Genomic DNA, 18,017 nt, shown 5'->3' with positions numbered 1-18,017 from the left:
ATCAACGCAGAGGAATCTCGACGGGGAAGTCAATCTTTAAACGGGTATCGCGGAATGTTCCCCGAAGTGTTCCGTCACTATCAAGTTTAAGCGTACCGTCGAGGCTTTGGTTGCTGTAAACAAAACTCACTCTGGTCCCGTTTATCGACAAGTTGTGTCCGGCGGCGCAGTTCTCACGTTCATAGTAAAGATTGATGCAGTTTTCCTGCTTGATTGCGGTGGCCACTTGCAGGCTCATTCGCCCTTGATATTTGTCCGCAAGCTTTTTTTGATCCTCTTGCGAGGTCACCTCGGAGCCAGGGTCAACCAGAATTGCAAGAGTTCGCGTTCGGCTTAACATCTCCCAAAGCGCGCGCGCGCGGACAATTTCGTCAATGTCCGCAATACCCATCGAGACAGCGATCTCATAGAGCGATGGGTCACCATGTGCCACCAGGGCATCGAATGCAGCAAGCCTGACATTCGGGTCGTCGTCTCGCATCAATGCCCGAAGTTCGGAAAACTCGCTGGCATCGCTCTTGGCGGTGGATTTGATGGCTTCAATATCAATCTTCTGAGCAGCAAGGGCACCAGGGACGAGTGCCAGAAACAGGCAGGATATTAGTAGATTCTTCATAATTCTTCTCTCGTTAACAATCCTATGCTGCCATGACATTGCCCCGGGCAGTCTGACATTTGCAATGATATCTTCGGTTTCCGATCGAAAAGCGTCACGATGCAGTGAAATGGCGTTGCCGGATGTATGGCTACCCGGGCCACAAAAACCCGCAGCTGGCACTTTGCCGGAGGGCTGAGCATCTTTGTCCGATGTTGGGGCCTCGACCGCCAAAAGCGGCAAGATCGGTTTGCGACCGGGCCAAGCGCTGCTAGTGCTACCGGCGAGTTGCCGAGCCGTTAGCAGCAAATTCAGCAAGGACTGCCCGGCTGCCCTTCTGCCAGATCGCGGTCAGCAACGCGGTGAACCTGTCGGAAAACCGCCTGTCGCGGCCAAAGGCGCCGTAATACTGACGTTGTTCCAGCCACAGCTGCGGGTCAGCTTTCGAGGCCAGCGCGGTATTTCGCAGGTTGTGCCATTGTGGATCGTTGGGGGCGATTTCAGAACCATCTTCGCGAAAACCCGCGCACATCCGGCACCAGAAGGCCTCGGCCAACGCAAGACCATCGACAGAAGACCCCGCCGCAAGCGCATCTCGCAACGACGGCAGCAGGAACCCAGGATGGCGTGCTGATCCGTCGAAGGCGACCCTGCGCGTGGTGTCATGAATTGCCGTATTTGCAAAACGCCTTTCGACCAACCCAAGATATTCTCGCACCGTTATGCCGGGGACAGGCCGCACATGAGGCAGGATTTCATCGGCCTGAACCTTGCTGAAAAACATCTTGATGTCGGGGTCCTGCATGCATTCCGAAATCGTCGGGACGTTCAAGATTTCCCCTGCATTCGCAAGCAATTGGTGTCCGCCGTTCAAGACCCTCAGCTTCATCGTCTCATAGCTATGAACATCATGGGTCAGCGTTACCCCGACCTGTTCGAGCGGCGGTCGCCCGGCACAGAAATCATCCTCGATCACCCATTGGCGAAAGTTCTCGTGAGAGACCGGTGCATGATCGTCGACGCCAAGGGTTTGGCATTGCGATACCACTTGGTCGGTCGTCGCGGGTACGATGCAGTCGACCATCGAGTTGGGGAACGCGCCGTTCTGGTCGATCCAGTCGGCCAGACCGGGGTCGGACAGACGTGCCAGGCCAACAACACAGTTTCGCAGGATTTCACCATTGCCCTGAAGGTTGTCGCAGCTTAGCGCGGTAAAGGGCGGGGCTCCGTTCTTACGACGCAGCCCGAGGGCTGAAACGATGGCCCCAAAGGCCGTTCGAGGGTGATCGGGGTTTTTCGCATCGTGGCGAATATCGTCGTGATCTGTGTCGAAGGCCCCGGTGTTGGCATCCAGATAATACCCGCCCTCGGTGATCGTCAGCGAAACGATCCTGATGGATCGGTCGGCCATCTTTTGGATCAATGCGCCATTTCCGGTTTCGATCGGCAGGTAATCGACCATCGGTCCGATCACCTCGGCGGATATCCCGTTCGGGTCCAGTTCGATCAAGGTCGTCAGGCAATCCTGTGCCAGCAGCCGCTCTCGCATGGCGGCGTCGTAGTCGCGCACGCCCGCCCCGACGATTGCCCAGTCATGGGCCTGACCCTGTTGCATGAGCCGGTGAATGTACCAGGCCTGATGCGCGCGGTGAAAATTGCCAAGTCCGATGTGGACGATGCCGGGCGTGAGGTCCGACGGTGCATATGACGGGATCCTGACCGTTGCGGACAGGTCTGAAAGGCTGCCTTGGCACAGCCGCACCGGCGGGTTGGCATTCGCTGCTGGGGTCATCAGTTCATCCAGTTTCCGCCATCGACATTGTAGGTTTGCGCGACGATGTATTCAGCCTCGTCCGAGGCGAGAAAGACGGCCATCCCGGTCAGGTCTTGGGCGCGGCCCATTCGGCCATAGGGAACGCCTGCGGCCACTTCGCGTTTCTTCTGACCGGGTGGTTTGCCCTCATGCTTTGCGAAGAACGCATCAACGCCGTCCCAATGCTCTCCGTCGACGACGCCGGGCGCGATGGCGTTTACGTTGATCCCATGAGAGATCAGGTTCAATCCCGCGGATTGCGTCAGCGAGATAATCGCGGCCTTGCTGGCGCAGTATACCGCGACCAGAGGTTCCCCCCTTCGTCCGGCCTGTGACGCCATGTTGATGATCCGGCCCTTGGTTCCATGTTCGATCATGTGGCGTGCGACGGTTTGCATTGTGAACAACGCTCCGGCCACGTTAATCTTGAAGACGCGGTCATAGTCGGCGCGCTCGATCTCGATGATCGGAGCCGCCGAGAATATGGCTGCGTTGTTGATCAAGATGTCGATGGGCCCGAAATGAGCTGCTGTCGTCGCGACGGCCTTGTCGATGCTGCGTTGCTGGGTCACGTCCATTTCGACCGCCAAGGCGGCGTTACCGATTTCAGCAGCTGCGTCCTGCGCGCGCTGGATGTCGATGTCAGCGATGGCGACACGCGCGCCCTCGGCCACGTACGCCTTGGCAAAGGCCAGCCCGATGCCGCGCGCAGCCCCGGTGATAAGGGCGGTTTTGCCTGCCAGACGCTTCATTCGATCCGCAAGCCTTTCGCGTCAAACCGGTGGATCACATCGGCACGTGGCGTCAGGTGAATGCGATCCCCGTGGCGAAAGCCGACCTCACCGTCTGCGCGGACAGTGATTGTCTCGGCCAGGCCGGTGTCGTGGACGTGGAAGAACGTGTCCGAGCCCAGATGTTCCGAGACGCTGACCACGCCAGACCATAGGCCTTCGCTTTCAGAAACAGCGATATGTTCCGGACGGATGCCGATGGTGTGGGCACCGTGCTTGCCCGCTTCGTCGCCTTGGATGAAGTTCATCTTGGGCGACCCGATAAATCCAGCCACGAACAGGTTGCGCGGCGCGCGGTACAATTCCAGCGGGCTGCCCACCTGTTCGATCACACCGGCCTGAAGCACGACGATTTTGTCCGCCATGGTCATCGCCTCAACCTGATCATGGGTGACGTAGATCATCGTGGTTTCAAGGCGTTCGTGCAGCTCGCTTATCTCCAGCCGCATTCCGACGCGCAGAGCGGCGTCAAGGTTCGAGAGCGGCTCGTCGAATAGAAAGGCCGCCGGTTCACGGACGATGGCCCGCCCGATGGCAACCCTTTGCCGCTGGCCTCCTGACAGCTGCCCGGGGCGACGATCAAGATAGTCGGCAAGGTTCAGAACGCTTGCCGCACCTTCGACGCGCCGGTCGATCTCGGCCTGTTCCAGCTTTGCCATGCGCAACGGAAAGGCGATGTTCTTGCGCACCGACATATGCGGATAGAGTGCATAGGACTGAAACACCATCGCGAGGCCACGTTTGGCGGGAGGCACATCGGTAGCATCCGCCCCGTCGATTTCGATATGGCCGCTGGTGATGTCCTCCAATCCCGCGATCAGACGCAGCAGGGTGGATTTGCCGCAACCCGAGGGGCCGACGAAGACGGTGAACTCGCCATCTTCGATGGTCAGATCCAGCGGAGGAATGACCTGCACGTCGCCGAAGCTTTTGGTCACGGACTTGAGTTGAATGCGTCCCATGTGTCGTGTTCCTTATTTCACAGCGCCGAAGGTCAGGCCGCGGACAAGTTGTTTCTGGCTGAACCAGCCAAGGATTAGGATTGGCGCAATTGCCATGGTCGAGGCCGCGCTGAGCTTGGCAAAGAACAGACCTTCGGGGCTGGAATAGCTGGCGATGAAGGCGGTCAGCGGCGCCGCATCGACGGCGGTTAGGTTTAGCGTCCAGAACGCCTCGTTCCACGCCAGGATGAAGTTCAACAGCACAGTCGAGGCGATGCCAGGAATGGCCATGGGCGTGAGGACATAGAGGATTTCCTCTTTCAATGTCGCCCCATCCATCCGCGCGGCTTCCAAGATTTCACCAGGAATTTCGCGGAAATAGGTGTACAGCATCCAGACGATGATCGGCAGGTTGATCAGCATCAGGACGACCACCAGTCCTCCGCGGCTGTCCAGCAGGCCCAGCTGGATGAACAGCAGGTAGATCGGATAGAGCACGCCAACTGCAGGCAACATCTTGGTGGACAGCATCCACAGCAGAATGTCCTTGGTGCGTTTCGAAGGTACGAAGGCCATCGCCCATGCGGCAGGGACCGCGATGATCACGCCCAAGATGGTCGAACCACCTGCGATGATGACCGAGTTCCAAAGGAACCGCATATAGTCCGAGCGTTCCTGTACGATGGCATAGTTTTCCAGCGTCCATTCGAAGTTCAGAAAGATCGGCGGGCTGGCAATCGCCTGCGCCTCGGTCTTGAAACTGGTCAGGATGGTCCACAGGATCGGGAAAAAGATCAGCAGTCCAACAGCCCATGCAAGGACAGTGTTCAGCGATTTACGGCGGGTTGTGACGGTGCGGGCCATGATCTTACCTCCTCACGCGTCCAGGTTCTTGCCGACGATGCGCATCAGGAAGATGGCAACGATATTGGCAAGGATGATGGCGTAGACACCTCCGGCTGATCCAAGGCCGACATTCTGGCTTTCCAGCACGCGCTGGAAGATCAGGTAGGTGAGGGTGCGGGTGCCGAAGGCGCCGCCGGTGGTCACGAAGATCTCCGCGAAGATCGACAGAAGGAAGATCGTCTGGATCAGGATCACGATGGTGATCGCGCGGCCCAGATGGGGCAGGACGATGTGATAGAAGCGCTTCAGCGGCGGCGCGCCGTCCATTTCGGCGGCTTCCAACTGCTCGCTGTCCAGCGACTGGATTGCGGTCAGCAGGATCAGCGTCGCGAAAGGCAGCCACTGCCATGATACGATCATGATGATCGAGGTCATCGAGGCCTCGGATAGCCACGAGATCGGCTCGGCCCCGAAAAAGCGCCACAGATGCGCCAGCAAGCCGTTCACCGGGTCCATGAACATATTCTTCCAGACCAGCGCGGATACGGTCGGCATGACAAAGAAGGGCGCGATGACGAGGATGCGGACGACGCCTTGCCCCCACATCGGCTGATCCAGCAACATCGCCAGCAGGATGCCCAGAACCACCGTGATGGCCAGCACGCCGCCGACGATCATCAATGTCGCCTGAACCGCAGGCCAGAACGTGCTGGACGAGACGAACCGGATATAGTTGTCAAAGCCAACCCAGCCCAGATCACCACCGCGCAGGGGCAGGTATTTCTTGAAGGAAAAATACAGCGTCATCGTCAGCGGCACCAGCATCCAGCCAAGTAGCAGGACCACTGCAGGTGCCATCATCAGGCGCGCAACGGATCGGGAATGTTGAGTTGCCATGACGCAAACCCTCTCTGTTCAGGCGTAATGCAAGCCTGCGAGAAAAACATGAGTTGTCCAAGTAAGAAGCGGGGGACAGATCTCCTGTCCCCCACTAGGGAGGATGCCTTAGTACCCTGCGGCTTCCATCTCTTCGGCGGTAAAGGCCTGCGCTTTGGCAAGGGCTTCATCCACCGATTGCTGTCCGGCGTAAACCGCCGAGAACTCTTGGCTGACCTGTGTGGCGATGCCTGCAAACTCGGGGATCGCAACGAACTGGATGCCTGTATAGGGCGTCGGCTGCGCACAGCAGTTCTGTGGATCAGCCGCAAGAATCGATTCCAGCGTCATCGCTGCAAAGGGGACCTCTTGATAGTTTGGGTTCTCATACAATGAGGTCCGCGCGCCCGGAGGTACGTTTGCCCAGCCTTCGTTTTCGGCAACCAACTCGATATATTCCTTCGAGGTTGCCCATTCGATGAACTGCTTGGCGGCATCTTCTTGCTGCGTACCCGCAGGGATCGCCAGCGCCCAGGCCCAAAGCCAGTTTGCGCGCTTGTCCACACCTTCCGAGTTCGGGGCCAGAGCAAAGCCGACCTTATCCGCCACGGTCGAGTCATCGGGGTTCGTCACGAAGGATGCCGCAACCGTGGCGTCGATCCACATGCCGCACTTGCCCTGCTGGAACAGCGACAGGTTTTCGTTGAACCCATTGGTGGCGTACCCGGCCGGACCGGATTCATTCATCATGTCGACGAAGAAGGTCAGCGCCTCTTTCCATTCCGGCTGATCGAACTGGGGCTTCCAATCCTCATCGAACCAGCGCGCGCCGAAGGAGTTTGCAGTCACGGTGATAAAGGCACCGCCCTCACCCCAACCGGCCTTGCCGCGCAGGCAAATGCCGTTGATGTCGTTGTCACGGTCTGTCATTGCGGCGGCCGCTTCGCGGATGAACTGCCATGTCGGTGCCTTTGGCATCTCCATTCCGACCTGTTCCATCAGGTCGGTGCGATACATGATCATCGAGCTTTCGCCGTAGAACGGCGCGGCATACAGTGTGCCGTCGTTGCTCAGACCGCCCGCCATGGCAGGCAGAAGATCATCTTCGTCGTAGCCTTCGGACAGGCCATCCAGCGGCACCAGCCAGCCATTGGCACCCCAGATCGGGGTTTCGTACATGCCGATGGTCATGATGTCGAACTGACCGCCTTTGGTGGTGATGTCGGTGGTTACGCGCTGACGCAGCACGTTTTCCTCAAGCGTCACCCATTCCACATCAATGCCGGTCGCTTCGGTGAATTTGTCGGTGTAGCCCTGCATCCGGATCATGTCGCCATTGTTTACCGTGGCGATCGTTATGGATTGCGCGTGGGCCGCTGCCGTGGCGACGAATGTCAACGCAGTCGCCGCACGAAGTGCGTGTTTCAGATACATCCCTGTCCTCCCTGAGCTTGGATGTCGTGCAGAGAGCCTAGTAGTTAAATTGTCGCGCCGTCAATAAAAACTTTACGCGCGTTAAAAATATGAAATCACGCGGAGTCCCTCAGAACAAGCCGTGCGGGGAAGAGTGTCTCGGTGCGATTGTCAAATTTTCCACCACTTTCAATGAGTTCGAACAGCGTCTCGGCGCTCCGCCCGGCCACGTTGTCATAGTCATGCGCCGCCGTCGTCAACGAGGGGCACGTAAACTTGGCGAAGGGGTGGTCATCATTTGAGGCAACGCGCAGCGTGCAGTCTGCCTTCCGACCGACGCGAATCCCTTGTTCGAAGCAGGCTGCCAGAAACCCGATGGCAAGCCGGTCATTACTGCACAGGACCGAATCCGTTCTCAACGCGCGCTCCTCCAGAACTTTCAGCGCACCCTTGTGGCCGATCTCTTCAAAGGCCCAACCTTTGCCGTCGATCTTGATGATGTGCGGCTCGAACCCCAGCCGCTCCATTACTTTGACATAAGCTTTCCGTCGTTTGTTCGCATTCGGGTTTGCCGGTGTGCGCATTTCAAAGAAGGAAGGGGGTTCGCCCGTCCGGATCATGTATTCGACGGTCTGCGACACAAAGCTAAAGTTATCCGAACCAACAAAGGCAGCACCCAGACCCTCGAGGTTGCTGTCAAACAGGACCGTGGGCACATTGGTGCAGAACTTTTCGATCACGGTCCGGTCCGAGATACGCCCCAACGGAGCCAACAGGACTCCGGCGGGCTTCAGGGATTGCAGGCCGTCCAGAATCTCGACCTCAAGCTTCTGTTCACCATGTGAGCTGAACAGGGACGGGCGATAGCCCGCAGCGATGCAGGATTGTTCCAGATACCGGGCGATTTCGGCAAAGAACGGATCAGCCAGATAGGGCACGACGATGCCGATATTCTTGGTCAGCTTCCGGTTCTGATTCACCGCATAGATATTCGGGCGATAGTCGAACCGTTCGAGCGCTTCTTCGATGCGGGCCCTTGTGGTTGGGCGAACGCTGTCAGGATCGTGGAAGTACTTGGATACCGTTGGCCGCGAGATCCCGCTGAGGGCCGCAAATTCTTCCATATTTTTTATCTTGGTCATTCCAGCCTGCCTGCGGATATCAACTGCCTTGATCTTATCATGTTTTTACATATTCTTTGCGCGCGATAAATATCAATGACCAGTCGAATTCGACGCGTTTGTGCGGGCAAGGGGTTTGAATGTATCTCGGGATTGATATCGGAACGTCAGCGGTCAAGCTTGTTTGCGCGGATACGGATCGAATTCTTGCCACATCTTCGGTCGAGATCAATACGACCTCGCCACAACCCGGCTGGTCCGAGCAGCACCCCGATCTTTGGTGGCAGGCGACATGCAAGGCACTCGGACAGATCGCAGGGCACATCACGCTGTCAGAGGTGAAGGCGGTAGGGTTGTCCGGTCAAATGCATGGCGCTGTGCTGCTGGATCGTGATCTGCGCCCAATCCGACCGGCGATCCTTTGGAATGACAGCAGGGCTACACGTGAGTGTGACGAGCTGCACATGGCCCAGCCGCAGATCGGACAGATTGCGGGGGTCCTTCCTCTGCCGGGGTTTACGGCACCCAAGATTACATGGCTCAAAAAGCATGACCCGGCGGACTATTCCAGAATTGCCCATATTCTAATGCCCAAAGACTACATCGGTTTGTGCCTGCACGGCGAGTTGGCAACTGATACGTCCGATGCCGCCGGGACGCTCTGGTTCGATCAGGTCTCGCGCAACTGGCATGACGGAATCGTTGATGCCACGGATGCAGACCTCAATTGGCTGCCGCAGATCTTCGGCGGTCACGAGGTCGTCGGGGCTGTGACAGCGAAAGCCGCGGTCGAGACAGGCTTAAGGCCCGGCGTGCCGGTCGTGGCCGGAGGAGGGGATGCCGCAACCGGCGCGGTGTCATTGGGCGCGACCGAACCGGGGCGTGGGTTTATCTCATTGGGAACCTCTGGCCAGTTGTTCGTGGCGGATCGTGAATACAGGCCCAATCCGGAACGGTATGTTCATGCGTTTGCACATACCGTGCCCGACCGCTGGTATCAGATGGCGGCGATGTTGAACGGTGCCAGGCCCATTTCGTGGATCGGCGGCCAATTGGGACTTTCCGCTGCCGAAGTCGTAGCCCTTGCCGAAACGGTTAGCGGTGATCGTGTGCCGATCTTTCTTCCCTATCTGACAGGTGAACGCAGCCCGCATGGTGATCCGCATATCCGCGCCGGTTTCTTTGGTCTTGAGGATTCCACGACCCGTGCAGACATCTGTCGTTCGGTGGTCGAGGCCATCGCATTTTGCTTTGCGGATGCAGCGCTGAGTTTCGGTGATACTACCGATGGGTTGCCGGAACTTGCCGCCATCGGAGGGGGCAGTCAGTCAGACCTGCTGCTAAAGCTGATCGCAACGGTGATTGATAAGCCAATAGTGCGCTCGGGCGGGGCGAATTCCGGCCCAGCCTATGGCGCGGCGCGGTTGGCCGCTTTGGGTGAAGGTGCCCTCACCAGGGCCGACCTTGCGTTTCAACCGATGACATCAGACAGGTTTGACCCCGTCGAAATGACGCCGCTTTTCGAGCGGTTGACGCGGTTTCGTCAACTCTATGCGGCGGTCAGAGGGGTCAGCTAGCGACCGCCAAACGGCCCCCCCGAGCACCTCAGCCCGCAAGATCGATCGCTCGGCCCTGTTCTGCGGCCTGATGGGCAGCCAACCCGATGCGTACCGCCCAGATACCGTCGCGCAGTGATACGGCGGGGGCCGTGCGTTCGCCGCGGATCAGTTCCAGAAAGCCCTTGTGCTGGTAATATGTCGATCCGTTGTGATCCCCAGCCGCCAGCAATTCGGGGTCGACCGGGATATCGCGCACGACCGGGCCCTTGGGATCGCGCGGGCTGACGATCAGTTGAGGTACTGGAGCCTCGCCCAGGTGCTCTGGCCAGAAACGGCCCGGTCCGGGGATCAGGGCCTCGAGTTTGGCGGCGGGGCCGATGGCGCAGATCTCTTCCTGATAACGTGATCCTTCGGCGAACATGCATAGCTCGAGCATTGCCCTCGCGCCCGAGGCAAAATCGACGATGACATAGCCGTTGTCCAGAATGTCCGGGGTCTCGCCCGCATAGGTCTCATCCAGGTGGTTCACCGATTGCCCGCCGCTAGCCGAGACGCGTACCGGGTCTGATTGCAGGATCAGGCGCATGAGGTCGAAGAAATGGCAGCATTTTTCGACAAAGGTTCCGCCGGTGTTGCGGTTGAACCGGTTCCAGTTCCCTACTTTCTCAAGGAACGGAAAGCGGTGTTCCCGGATCGACAGCATCTTGATGCCACCAGTCGCCTGCGCCTCATCAATCAGCGCCGCGATGGGTGGCATATAGCGATACTCCATCGCCACCCAGATCGGGTGCGGGTAGGTGCGCTCCAACTCCTCAAGCCGGTCCAGATCGGCGGGGTCGGTGAAAAGCGGCTTCTCCACCAACAATGGCAGAGGGCGGGTCTGTGCGATCTCGACCAGCTGCTCGACATGCAGGTGATTGGGGCTGGCAATCACGAGACAATCGAGATCATCGACCGCTAGCATGTCTTGGATAGATGCGACCATCTTTGCCTCGGGCGCGATAGCCTGCGCCTTTTTCGCCATCTCCGGGTCGGGTTCGAGAATTGCGGCGACGCGCGTGCCTTCGAGCAACGCGATATTGTGCAGATGTTCCTGCCCCATCATGCCGCATCCGATCAGCCCGTAATGGATGGTCCGGGTCATGCGCAGTTCCTTTTACTTCAGGCGTTGGACATAGGTGGCCCGATCGGGATCGAACCATGTTTTTGAAAACTCGACAGGTTCGGCCCTCTCGGACCAGCTGAACCGTTCGATATACCCTGCGGTTTGTCCTGCGGGTTTGGTGAAGCCTTCCGGCGTCCAGTCGGGTAAGGCACCGACCGAAACGCGATCTTCGGCCCGCGTAATCCAGAAGCCGAGCTGTTGCTGGTAGTAGCGATAGAGCGAGTCCGACAGCAGGCTTTGGTCGATGGTTCCGGCTGATTCGTCCAGCCAGATTTCCTCGACCGCGATGATTGTGTCATTCAGATAGCGCATCCGCCGCACCCGCGATCCCCGCTTCGATTGGCCGAAATCGGGCAGGTCGAATGGCTTCTCCAGATGATCGACCGACAGAATATCGGCGCGCGGCAAGCCACCACCCTCGGGCAGCTCCAGCCGGAACATCGCATAGACGCTGTTCTGCGTTCCGGTCTCACGGATGTAATTGCCCGAGCCCTGAATACGCTCCAACATGCCTTTTTTCTCAAGCTCAGCCAGCGATTTTCGCAAGGTCCCGACCGAGACGTTCAGGCTGGCGGCCATGTCCCGTTCAGGCGGCAGACGCTCGCCATCGATCAATCGACCCGCCGCGATATCACGGATCAGCAGCTCGGATATCTGCACATAGATCGGCAGGGCGTTGGGATTGCGGCTGTTTGGGGTCACTGTCGCGCGCTTCATTCGGTCGCAGGAAAAATTGATACACTATTGATCTACATCAATGTGGTTGCTACGCAAGAGAAAAGTAAAAGATGTACGGAGCGCGAATCAAATGACCATCGTCCCCATCACATCCCCCGATCTGGATGCGGCCGAGGTCTCGTGGTTTTCCGCGCTTTGCTCGGACGATTATCAGTTCCTTGGTGTGCCCGATGGCGATCTGCGGTCCAGTTGGGATCACTGTTCCGGCATCGTGAAAGAGGCCGAGGCGCAAGGGTTTCGCAACATCCTGTGTCCTTCGTCTTATCAGGTCGGTCAGGACACGCTGAGCTTTGTCGCCGGTTGCGCGCCGATCACCGACAAGATCAATCTGCTGGCCGCCGTGCGCTGTGGCGAGATGCAGCCCATCATGCTGGCCCGCACCATCGCGACGCTGGATCACATGCTGAAGGGGCGGTTGACGGTAAACATCATCTCGTCCGACTTCCCCGGTGAGAAAGCCGATAGTGCGTACCGTTACCAACGCTCGCGCGAAGTGGTGGAGATCCTGAAACAGGCTTGGACGCAGGATGAGATCAATCATGCGGGTGAGGTCTATAACTTCTCGGGTCTGACCACCGACCCGGCGCGGCCTTACCAGATCGGTGGCCCTCTGCTTTATTTCGGGGGCTATTCCCCATCTGCTTTGGACCTGTGCGGCGAACATTGCGATGTCTACCTGATGTGGCCCGAAACGAAGGACCAACTGGCTGAACGGATGAAGGCGGTTCATGCCGTAGCCGAGAACTACAACCGGACTCTGGACTACGGCCTGCGCGTTCACATGATCGTCCGCGATACCGAGGCCGAGGCGCAGGAATACGCGGACTATATCGTCTCGAAACTGGATGATGAATATGGCCGCGCGATCCGGGAACGGGCGCTGGATGCGACCTCGCTGGGGGTGGCGCATCAGGCCAAGAACCGCGATCTGGCGGATGAATATGGCTATGTCGAACCGGGTCTGTGGACCGGCGTTGGCCGCGCGCGGTCGGGCTGTGGTGCCGCGCTGGTCGGGTCCACCGATCAGGTCATGTCCAAGATCGAGGAATATCAGAAGATGGGTATTCGCGCCTTCATCTTCTCGGGATATCCGCACATGGATGAGGCCAAGCATTTTGGTGCCCGCGTGATGCCCAACCTGAAAACCTGCTCGCTGCCCGAAGCCTATGGGCGCGTGCCTGCAACCACCCCGGCGACCCCGCTGGGCAACGGAGTTCGTCGCTAATGCAACGTGTGAAACTATCCGACACGCTGAACATGAGCCGCCTTGTCTATGGCATGTGGCGGCTGGGCGATGACGACGATACCTCGGCAGCGCATGTCGAGGCCAAGATACAGGCCTGTCTGGATCAGGGCATCACCACCTTCGATCAGGCTGATATCTACGGCGACTACAATGCCGAGGCCGTGTTGGGTGCGGCCCTGCGCGAAAATCCTGCGTTGCGCCAGAAGATGGAGATCGTCACCAAATGCGATATCGTTGCCCCTTGTGGGCGCTACTCGCATGCCAAGGTCAAATACTACGACACCTCACGCGCGCATATCCTTAAATCGGTCGAGACCTCGCTGACCGAGATGGCAATTGACCATATCGACCTGCTGCTGATCCACCGCCCCGATCCGTTCATGGATCATCATGAAACCGGTGCGGCGCTGGATGAGGTCGTGGCCAGCGGCAAGGTTGGTGCGGTGGGCGTGTCGAACTTTCGCCCGTGGGACTGGTCGCTGCTACAATCGGCTATGAAAACGCAACTGGTCACCAACCAGATCGAGATTTCTCTGAGCGAAATCAGCCCCTTCACCAATGGTGATCTGGCCTTTCATCAGCAGCATGGGCACCCCTTGATGGCGTGGTCACCTCTGGGAGGAGGGTTGCTGATGGCCGGGAACCCTCCGGTGGGGGCGGTCGCCGATGAGATTGCCGCAGAGTTCGGTGTCGACCGTGCCGCAGTCGCGGTGGCTTTCCTGCTCGCGCACCCGACGCATATCCTGCCGGTTCTGGGGACAAACAATCTGGGCCGGATCAAGCGCGCCTCGGACGCGTTCAAGGTCAAACTGGATCGTGAAAGCTGGTTCCGCCTGTATGAGGCGGCGCTGGGACATGAGGTGCTATGATGAATGCAATCTCACGTGACATGACCCATACTTTTGTGCCGCATAAAGACGACACGCGCACCCTGCGTGACGCGTTTGGCCGGTTCGCAACAGGTGTCACGGTGGTCACCTGCGACAGCGAAGATGGACCGATCTGCATAACCGCCAACAGCTTTTCATCCCTGTCGCTGGACCCGCCGCTGGTGATGTGGGCGGGCGATCGCAACTCGCGCCGGTTCCGCTATTTCCACGCAGCGCGCCATTTCAGCGTGCATGTCCTGTCTGCCGAACAGGCCGAACTGTGCTTTGGCTGTTCAAAAGACGCCCACGCGTTGCGGGACATCGAACATGACCGCTGTGAAAACGGCACACCTTTGCTGACCGGCAGCCTTGCGCGGTTCGAATGCGAGCAGCACGCCTATCACGATGCAGGCGATCATGTGATCGTGGTGGGCAAAGTTCTGAAGGCCAGCATGGCGGATGGAGACGCACTGACCTTTTACGCCGGAAAACTCGGCCAATTCGCGCAGTCTTAAGCGCGCTATTATGATCGCAGGAAAAACCTGCGGCTGAACAAGGGAGGATCCGCATGGGCGGACTGGCATCGGTGCTTGCGCCGATTGCATTTGTGAACGAAACCGCGCTGCGACTGGGCCGTGCGGTTGGTGTCGTTGCGATTGCGGTCATGGTGGTCGCGATCCTGATTCAGGTGTTCTTTCGCTATGTTCTGGACAACGCGCTGCCCTGGCCGGACGAGGCCGCCCGGTTCTGCATGTTGTGGATGACCGGCCTGATGGCCCCAACCGCCTTCCGGCGCGGCGGGTTCGTGGCTATCGACATGCTGCAACGTCTGCTGCCACGCATTGTCGGACAGGCGCTTTATCTGGTCCTGCTTCTGATCTCGCTGAGCGTACTGCTGGTCGCGGTCAATATCGGCTGGTCCGAGGTCACGGGCTTTGGCGGTCGGTTCGCAACCGCCGCGCTGTATCTGCCGACCTCTTTCGGGTTTGATGAATGGTATCGCATTCCGCGCAGTTGGATGATGGCGTCGCTGTTGGTGGGGATCATCCTGCTGATCTCGGTAAACATCGAACTGATCCTGCGGTCGGTCGTCACCCTGATGGGCGGAGGGCACCTGCTGCCCATCATACCGGATGCGGCGATGGGGGCTGAATAGATGCTGATCTGGTTCCTGCCCACATTCCTGATATTCCTGCTGATCGGCCTGCCGGTGTTTTTCGCGCTGCTGGCGGCTCCCGGCATTCTGCTGTGGCTCAGCGGTCAGACCAACGACATCACGCTGCTCTATCGCAATGTCTATAACGGCATGGACAGCTTTCCGCTGATGGCAATCCCGTTCTTCATGCTGGCAGGCGAGTTGATGAACCGGGGCGGAATCACCATTCGCCTTGTCGAGTTCAGCCAGGCCCTGATGGGCCACCTGCGGGGCGGCCTTGCGCATGTGAACGTGCTGAGTTCCATCCTGTTCGCCGGGCTTTCGGGGTCCGCCGTGGCGGATACCTCGGCGCTGGGCTCGATGCTGATCCCGGCGATGGAAAAGCAGGGCTATTCCCGCAAATTCGCCGCTGCGATCACGGCGGCCAGTTCGGTGATCGGGCCGATCATTCCGCCCTCGGGCATCATGATCATCTATGCCTATGTGATGGGTGAAAGCGTCGCGGCCCTGTTCCTTGCGGGCATCGTACCTGGCGTGATGGTGGGCGTCGGGCTGATGCTGATGATCAAATTCATGGCCGACAAGTACGATTTTCCGGTCGCCAGCCGCAAATACACCTGGGGCGAGCGCCGTCAGGCCAGCCTCAAGGCGTTCTTCCCGCTGATGACGCCAGTGATCATTCTGGGCGGCATTTTGGGCGGTATCTTCACCCCAACCGAGGCCGCTGCGGTGGCCGTGGGATATGCTTTCATCATCGGGTTCTTTGTCCTGCGGACGCTGACCCTGAAAGAGGTGCCCGAGATTCTCAGCAATGCGGGCATGACCTCGGCTGTCGTCTTGCTTTTGGTTGGGGCGGCGATGGCGTTCAAGACCGTGGTCAGCCTGAGCCATGCGCCCGAACAACTGGCCTCGCTGATCCTCAGCCTGTCCGAGAACCCGCTGATCCTGCTGTTCCTGATCAACCTGCTGCTGTTCATCGTGGGCATGTTTCTGGACGCGGGCCCGGCGATCATCATCCTTGGTCCGATCCTTGGCCCCATCTTCACCAGCCTCGGCGTGGACCCGATCCATTTTGCCATTATCATGAGCGTCAACCTAACCGTCGGTCTGGCCACGCCGCCTATGGGGCTGGTGCTGTTCGTGGCCGCTGCCGTGTCGCGGGAACGGGTTGAAACCATCGCCAAGGCGATCCTGCCGTTTCTGGCGGTCGAAATCATTGTGATCTTTTTGATCACCTACATCCCCGCACTATCCATGACGATCCCGAGGATAACGGGATTTGCCAACTGAGTATCACAGGGAGGAAACGCATGCTCAGAGACTTCATCAAAACCGCAGCGGTGGCGACATCGCTGGTGGCCGCGTCCGCGATTGCCGCGACGGCCGCCGATTACACATTGCGCGCAACCGCCAACTCGAATGAAAACGATGAGGATTATGACGGCCTGATCGTCTTCAAGAACTATGTCGAGGCCGCATCGAACGGCGCGATTGAGGTCGAATTGTTCATCGGCACTCAGCTGTGCTCGAACGGGGCCGAATGCCTGCAGGGCGTGGCGGATGGCACAATCGACATCTATATCTCCACCTCGGGCGGGGCCTCGGGCATCTTTCCTTACGTGCAGGTTCTGGACTTGCCTTACCTGATGGCAGACGACCGGATTGCCGAGCATGTCCTGTCGGGCGATTTCACCCGCAAGGTCCGTGACATGGCGCTGGAGGATTCCGGCGGCGCGATCCGTCTGATGACCATCGGGAACACCGGCGGCTGGCGCAACTTTGCCAACACGCAGCGTCGGGTGGCCGAGCCTGCAGATATGGAAGGTCTGAAAATCCGCACCGTGGTCGCCGACCTGCCGCAGGAACTGGTCAAGGCACTGGGCGCGTCGCCCACTCCGATCCCGTGGCCAGAACTGTTCACCAGCTTCCAGACCGGTGTTGTCGAGGGTTCAAAAAACGGCATTACTGACATCATGGGCATGAAATTCCCCGACGCAGGTCTGCAATATGTCACGCTGGACGGTCACGCCTATATGGGCGCGCTATGGTGGATGAACAACGCCAAGTTCCAGGAGATGCCTGAGGAGATGCGCCGCGTCGTGGTCGACGGGTTCTATGCGTTGCAGCAGGCCACTTTTGCTTCGCCCAAGCGCAAGTCGATCCAGGCTTATGAGGATTTCGTCGCCGGTGGCGGTGACCTCTATGTGCCCACACCCGAGCAGAAAGCGGCCTTCAAAGAGGCGGCAACCCCGGTTTACGAGTGGTTCCAGACCAATGTTGGCCGTGGGGACGAAGTATTCATGGCACTGACAGAGGCCGTCGCAGCGGCCGAGGCAGATGTAAATGCCTCGCGTGATGCGGATCTGAATTAAGCAACTGGGGCCGGGCGTCGCGCCCGGCCCTCACCGAAACGGATACATCCACCCTTTGTAATCGTTGACCAGAATATGCGCCCTTTCGATCTGCTCCGGCGACATTTTCTTGACCACTTCCTCAAGGCTGATCGCCGCGTCGGGATCGCCGCCAATCGCGCTGAGCGTATACCACATATAGGCCCGTACGAGATCGGGCGCGGGCATCCCCAGCCCCAACTCGTAGTACCAGCCGATCCCGGATTGCGCCCCCGGGTGCCCCTTAAGCGAGGCACGCAGGTACCATTCGAACGCTCGTTCGTAATCCTGCTCAACCCCAAGACCCAGCCCGTACATCACGCCGATCAGTTCTTCGGCCTCAGCATTGCCGGACCGCGCCGCTGGCAGAAGCTCCTCGCGCGCGGCCTCAAACTCTCCTGCCTCCATCAGATCACGCGCCTCTTCCAACTCGGCCAGCGCTGGGGTGGCAAGCAGGCAAAGGGCAAATATAAGCTGGCGCATGGGGCTGTTTTCCTA

General features: G+C 58.9%; 18 protein-coding genes. 7 read left to right on the top strand and 11 right to left on the bottom strand.

Annotated features, from left to right (window positions below; all coding sequences use genetic code 11):
- Position 1: 1 nt before the first annotated feature.
- The 8 genes from ACR0J1_RS10005 to ACR0J1_RS09970 form a co-directional block, all read right to left on the bottom strand.
- Positions 2-616: a HEAT repeat domain-containing protein gene (locus ACR0J1_RS10005; RefSeq protein WP_480732251.1), complete on the bottom strand. Its 615-nt coding sequence runs from the start codon at positions 614-616 to the stop codon at positions 2-4.
- A 256-nt stretch (positions 617-872) separates the two neighbouring features.
- On the bottom strand, positions 873-2,387 hold the full coding sequence (locus ACR0J1_RS10000) for a mannitol dehydrogenase family protein (protein ID WP_480732253.1): 1,515 nt from the start codon (positions 2,385-2,387) through the stop codon (positions 873-875).
- Complete coding sequence (locus ACR0J1_RS09995) at positions 2,387-3,160, bottom strand: L-iditol 2-dehydrogenase (protein ID WP_480732255.1); 774 nt, start codon at positions 3,158-3,160, stop codon at positions 2,387-2,389. Before ACR0J1_RS09995 ends, ACR0J1_RS10000 begins: the two co-directional genes overlap by 1 nt.
- A complete protein-coding gene (locus ACR0J1_RS09990; protein ID WP_480732257.1) occupies positions 3,157-4,161 on the bottom strand; it encodes an ABC transporter ATP-binding protein in 1,005 nt (334 codons plus the stop codon). Before ACR0J1_RS09990 ends, ACR0J1_RS09995 begins: the two co-directional genes overlap by 4 nt.
- A 12-nt stretch (positions 4,162-4,173) precedes the next feature.
- Positions 4,174-5,004 carry a carbohydrate ABC transporter permease gene (locus ACR0J1_RS09985; protein WP_480732259.1) on the bottom strand — a complete coding sequence of 277 codons (831 nt, stop codon included), beginning with the start codon at positions 5,002-5,004 and terminating at the stop codon, positions 4,174-4,176.
- Between the two features lie 12 nt (positions 5,005-5,016).
- Positions 5,017-5,883: a carbohydrate ABC transporter permease gene (locus ACR0J1_RS09980; RefSeq protein ID WP_480732261.1), complete on the bottom strand. Its 867-nt coding sequence runs from the start codon at positions 5,881-5,883 to the stop codon at positions 5,017-5,019.
- A 108-nt stretch (positions 5,884-5,991) separates the two neighbouring features.
- Positions 5,992-7,296 (bottom strand): ABC transporter substrate-binding protein, encoded by a 1,305-nt coding sequence (locus ACR0J1_RS09975; protein ID WP_480732262.1) that lies wholly within the window; start codon positions 7,294-7,296, stop codon positions 5,992-5,994.
- A 95-nt stretch (positions 7,297-7,391) separates the two neighbouring features.
- Positions 7,392-8,417 (bottom strand): LacI family DNA-binding transcriptional regulator, encoded by a 1,026-nt coding sequence (locus tag ACR0J1_RS09970; RefSeq protein ID WP_480732264.1) that lies wholly within the window; start codon positions 8,415-8,417, stop codon positions 7,392-7,394.
- Positions 8,418-8,536: 119 nt separating this feature from the next.
- On the opposite strand from ACR0J1_RS09970, the gene xylB reads away from it, so the two are divergent.
- Positions 8,537-9,973 (top strand): xylulokinase, encoded by a 1,437-nt coding sequence (gene xylB, locus ACR0J1_RS09965; RefSeq protein ID WP_480732266.1) that lies wholly within the window; start codon positions 8,537-8,539, stop codon positions 9,971-9,973.
- 28 nt (positions 9,974-10,001) lie between these two features.
- Here xylB and ACR0J1_RS09960 read toward each other — a convergent pair whose 3' ends face one another.
- Positions 10,002-11,099, bottom strand: coding sequence for a Gfo/Idh/MocA family protein (locus ACR0J1_RS09960; RefSeq protein WP_480732268.1), 1,098 nt, complete (start codon positions 11,097-11,099; stop codon positions 10,002-10,004).
- Positions 11,100-11,111: 12 nt separating this feature from the next.
- Complete coding sequence (locus ACR0J1_RS09955) at positions 11,112-11,837, bottom strand: GntR family transcriptional regulator (protein ID WP_480732269.1); 726 nt, start codon at positions 11,835-11,837, stop codon at positions 11,112-11,114.
- 91 nt (positions 11,838-11,928) lie between these two features.
- Between ACR0J1_RS09955 and ACR0J1_RS09950 the strand changes: the two genes are divergently transcribed.
- From ACR0J1_RS09950 to ACR0J1_RS09925, 6 genes are read left to right on the top strand one after another with little or no spacing between them, the layout of a single operon-like run.
- Positions 11,929-13,083, top strand: a complete 1,155-nt coding sequence (locus ACR0J1_RS09950; RefSeq protein WP_480732270.1) for an LLM class flavin-dependent oxidoreductase — start codon at positions 11,929-11,931, stop codon at positions 13,081-13,083.
- Positions 13,083-13,973, top strand: coding sequence for an aldo/keto reductase (locus tag ACR0J1_RS09945; RefSeq protein WP_480732272.1), 891 nt, complete (start codon positions 13,083-13,085; stop codon positions 13,971-13,973). Before ACR0J1_RS09950 ends, ACR0J1_RS09945 begins: the two co-directional genes overlap by 1 nt.
- On the top strand, positions 13,973-14,488 hold the full coding sequence (locus ACR0J1_RS09940; RefSeq protein ID WP_480732273.1) for a flavin reductase family protein: 516 nt from the start codon (positions 13,973-13,975) through the stop codon (positions 14,486-14,488). The genes ACR0J1_RS09945 and ACR0J1_RS09940 overlap by 1 nt, the downstream gene beginning before the upstream one ends.
- A 53-nt stretch (positions 14,489-14,541) precedes the next feature.
- Positions 14,542-15,129 (top strand): TRAP transporter small permease, encoded by a 588-nt coding sequence (locus ACR0J1_RS09935; RefSeq protein ID WP_480732274.1) that lies wholly within the window; start codon positions 14,542-14,544, stop codon positions 15,127-15,129.
- Positions 15,130-16,419, top strand: coding sequence for a TRAP transporter large permease (locus tag ACR0J1_RS09930; RefSeq protein ID WP_480732276.1), 1,290 nt, complete (start codon positions 15,130-15,132; stop codon positions 16,417-16,419).
- Between the two features lie 20 nt (positions 16,420-16,439).
- Positions 16,440-17,501 carry a TRAP transporter substrate-binding protein gene (locus tag ACR0J1_RS09925; protein WP_480732277.1) on the top strand — a complete coding sequence of 354 codons (1,062 nt, stop codon included), beginning with the start codon at positions 16,440-16,442 and terminating at the stop codon, positions 17,499-17,501.
- A 30-nt stretch (positions 17,502-17,531) separates the two neighbouring features.
- Here the strand turns inward: ACR0J1_RS09925 and ACR0J1_RS09920 are convergent, their stop codons facing one another.
- Complete coding sequence (locus ACR0J1_RS09920) at positions 17,532-18,002, bottom strand: tetratricopeptide repeat protein (RefSeq protein WP_480732278.1); 471 nt, start codon at positions 18,000-18,002, stop codon at positions 17,532-17,534.
- Between the last annotated feature and the right edge of the window lie 15 nt (positions 18,003-18,017).

The organism is Ruegeria sp. CJ3 (genome assembly GCF_056536725.1).
The sequence above is the reverse complement of the archived record's forward strand: the minus strand, read 5'-3'. Positions and strand labels throughout refer to the sequence as shown.

Coding starts and splice junctions, on each gene's coding strand:
- ACR0J1_RS09970 (WP_480732264.1), bottom strand. CDS start 8,417: ATGACCAAGATAAAAAATATGGAAGAATTTGCGGCCCTCAGCGGGATC.
- ACR0J1_RS09920 (WP_480732278.1), bottom strand. CDS start 18,002: ATGCGCCAGCTTATATTTGCCCTTTGCCTGCTTGCCACCCCAGCGCTG.
- ACR0J1_RS09995 (WP_480732255.1), bottom strand. CDS start 3,160: ATGAAGCGTCTGGCAGGCAAAACCGCCCTTATCACCGGGGCTGCGCGC.
- ACR0J1_RS09985 (WP_480732259.1), bottom strand. CDS start 5,004: ATGGCCCGCACCGTCACAACCCGCCGTAAATCGCTGAACACTGTCCTT.
- ACR0J1_RS09945 (WP_480732272.1), top strand. CDS start 13,083: ATGCAACGTGTGAAACTATCCGACACGCTGAACATGAGCCGCCTTGTC.
- ACR0J1_RS09930 (WP_480732276.1), top strand. CDS start 15,130: ATGCTGATCTGGTTCCTGCCCACATTCCTGATATTCCTGCTGATCGGC.
- ACR0J1_RS09935 (WP_480732274.1), top strand. CDS start 14,542: ATGGGCGGACTGGCATCGGTGCTTGCGCCGATTGCATTTGTGAACGAA.
- ACR0J1_RS09990 (WP_480732257.1), bottom strand. CDS start 4,161: ATGGGACGCATTCAACTCAAGTCCGTGACCAAAAGCTTCGGCGACGTG.
- ACR0J1_RS10005 (WP_480732251.1), bottom strand. CDS start 616: ATGAAGAATCTACTAATATCCTGCCTGTTTCTGGCACTCGTCCCTGGT.
- ACR0J1_RS09975 (WP_480732262.1), bottom strand. CDS start 7,296: ATGTATCTGAAACACGCACTTCGTGCGGCGACTGCGTTGACATTCGTC.
- xylB (WP_480732266.1), top strand. CDS start 8,537: ATGTATCTCGGGATTGATATCGGAACGTCAGCGGTCAAGCTTGTTTGC.
- ACR0J1_RS09980 (WP_480732261.1), bottom strand. CDS start 5,883: ATGGCAACTCAACATTCCCGATCCGTTGCGCGCCTGATGATGGCACCT.
- ACR0J1_RS09950 (WP_480732270.1), top strand. CDS start 11,929: ATGACCATCGTCCCCATCACATCCCCCGATCTGGATGCGGCCGAGGTC.
- ACR0J1_RS09925 (WP_480732277.1), top strand. CDS start 16,440: ATGCTCAGAGACTTCATCAAAACCGCAGCGGTGGCGACATCGCTGGTG.
- ACR0J1_RS09960 (WP_480732268.1), bottom strand. CDS start 11,099: ATGACCCGGACCATCCATTACGGGCTGATCGGATGCGGCATGATGGGG.
- ACR0J1_RS09955 (WP_480732269.1), bottom strand. CDS start 11,837: ATGAAGCGCGCGACAGTGACCCCAAACAGCCGCAATCCCAACGCCCTG.
- ACR0J1_RS10000 (WP_480732253.1), bottom strand. CDS start 2,387: ATGACCCCAGCAGCGAATGCCAACCCGCCGGTGCGGCTGTGCCAAGGC.
- ACR0J1_RS09940 (WP_480732273.1), top strand. CDS start 13,973: ATGAATGCAATCTCACGTGACATGACCCATACTTTTGTGCCGCATAAA.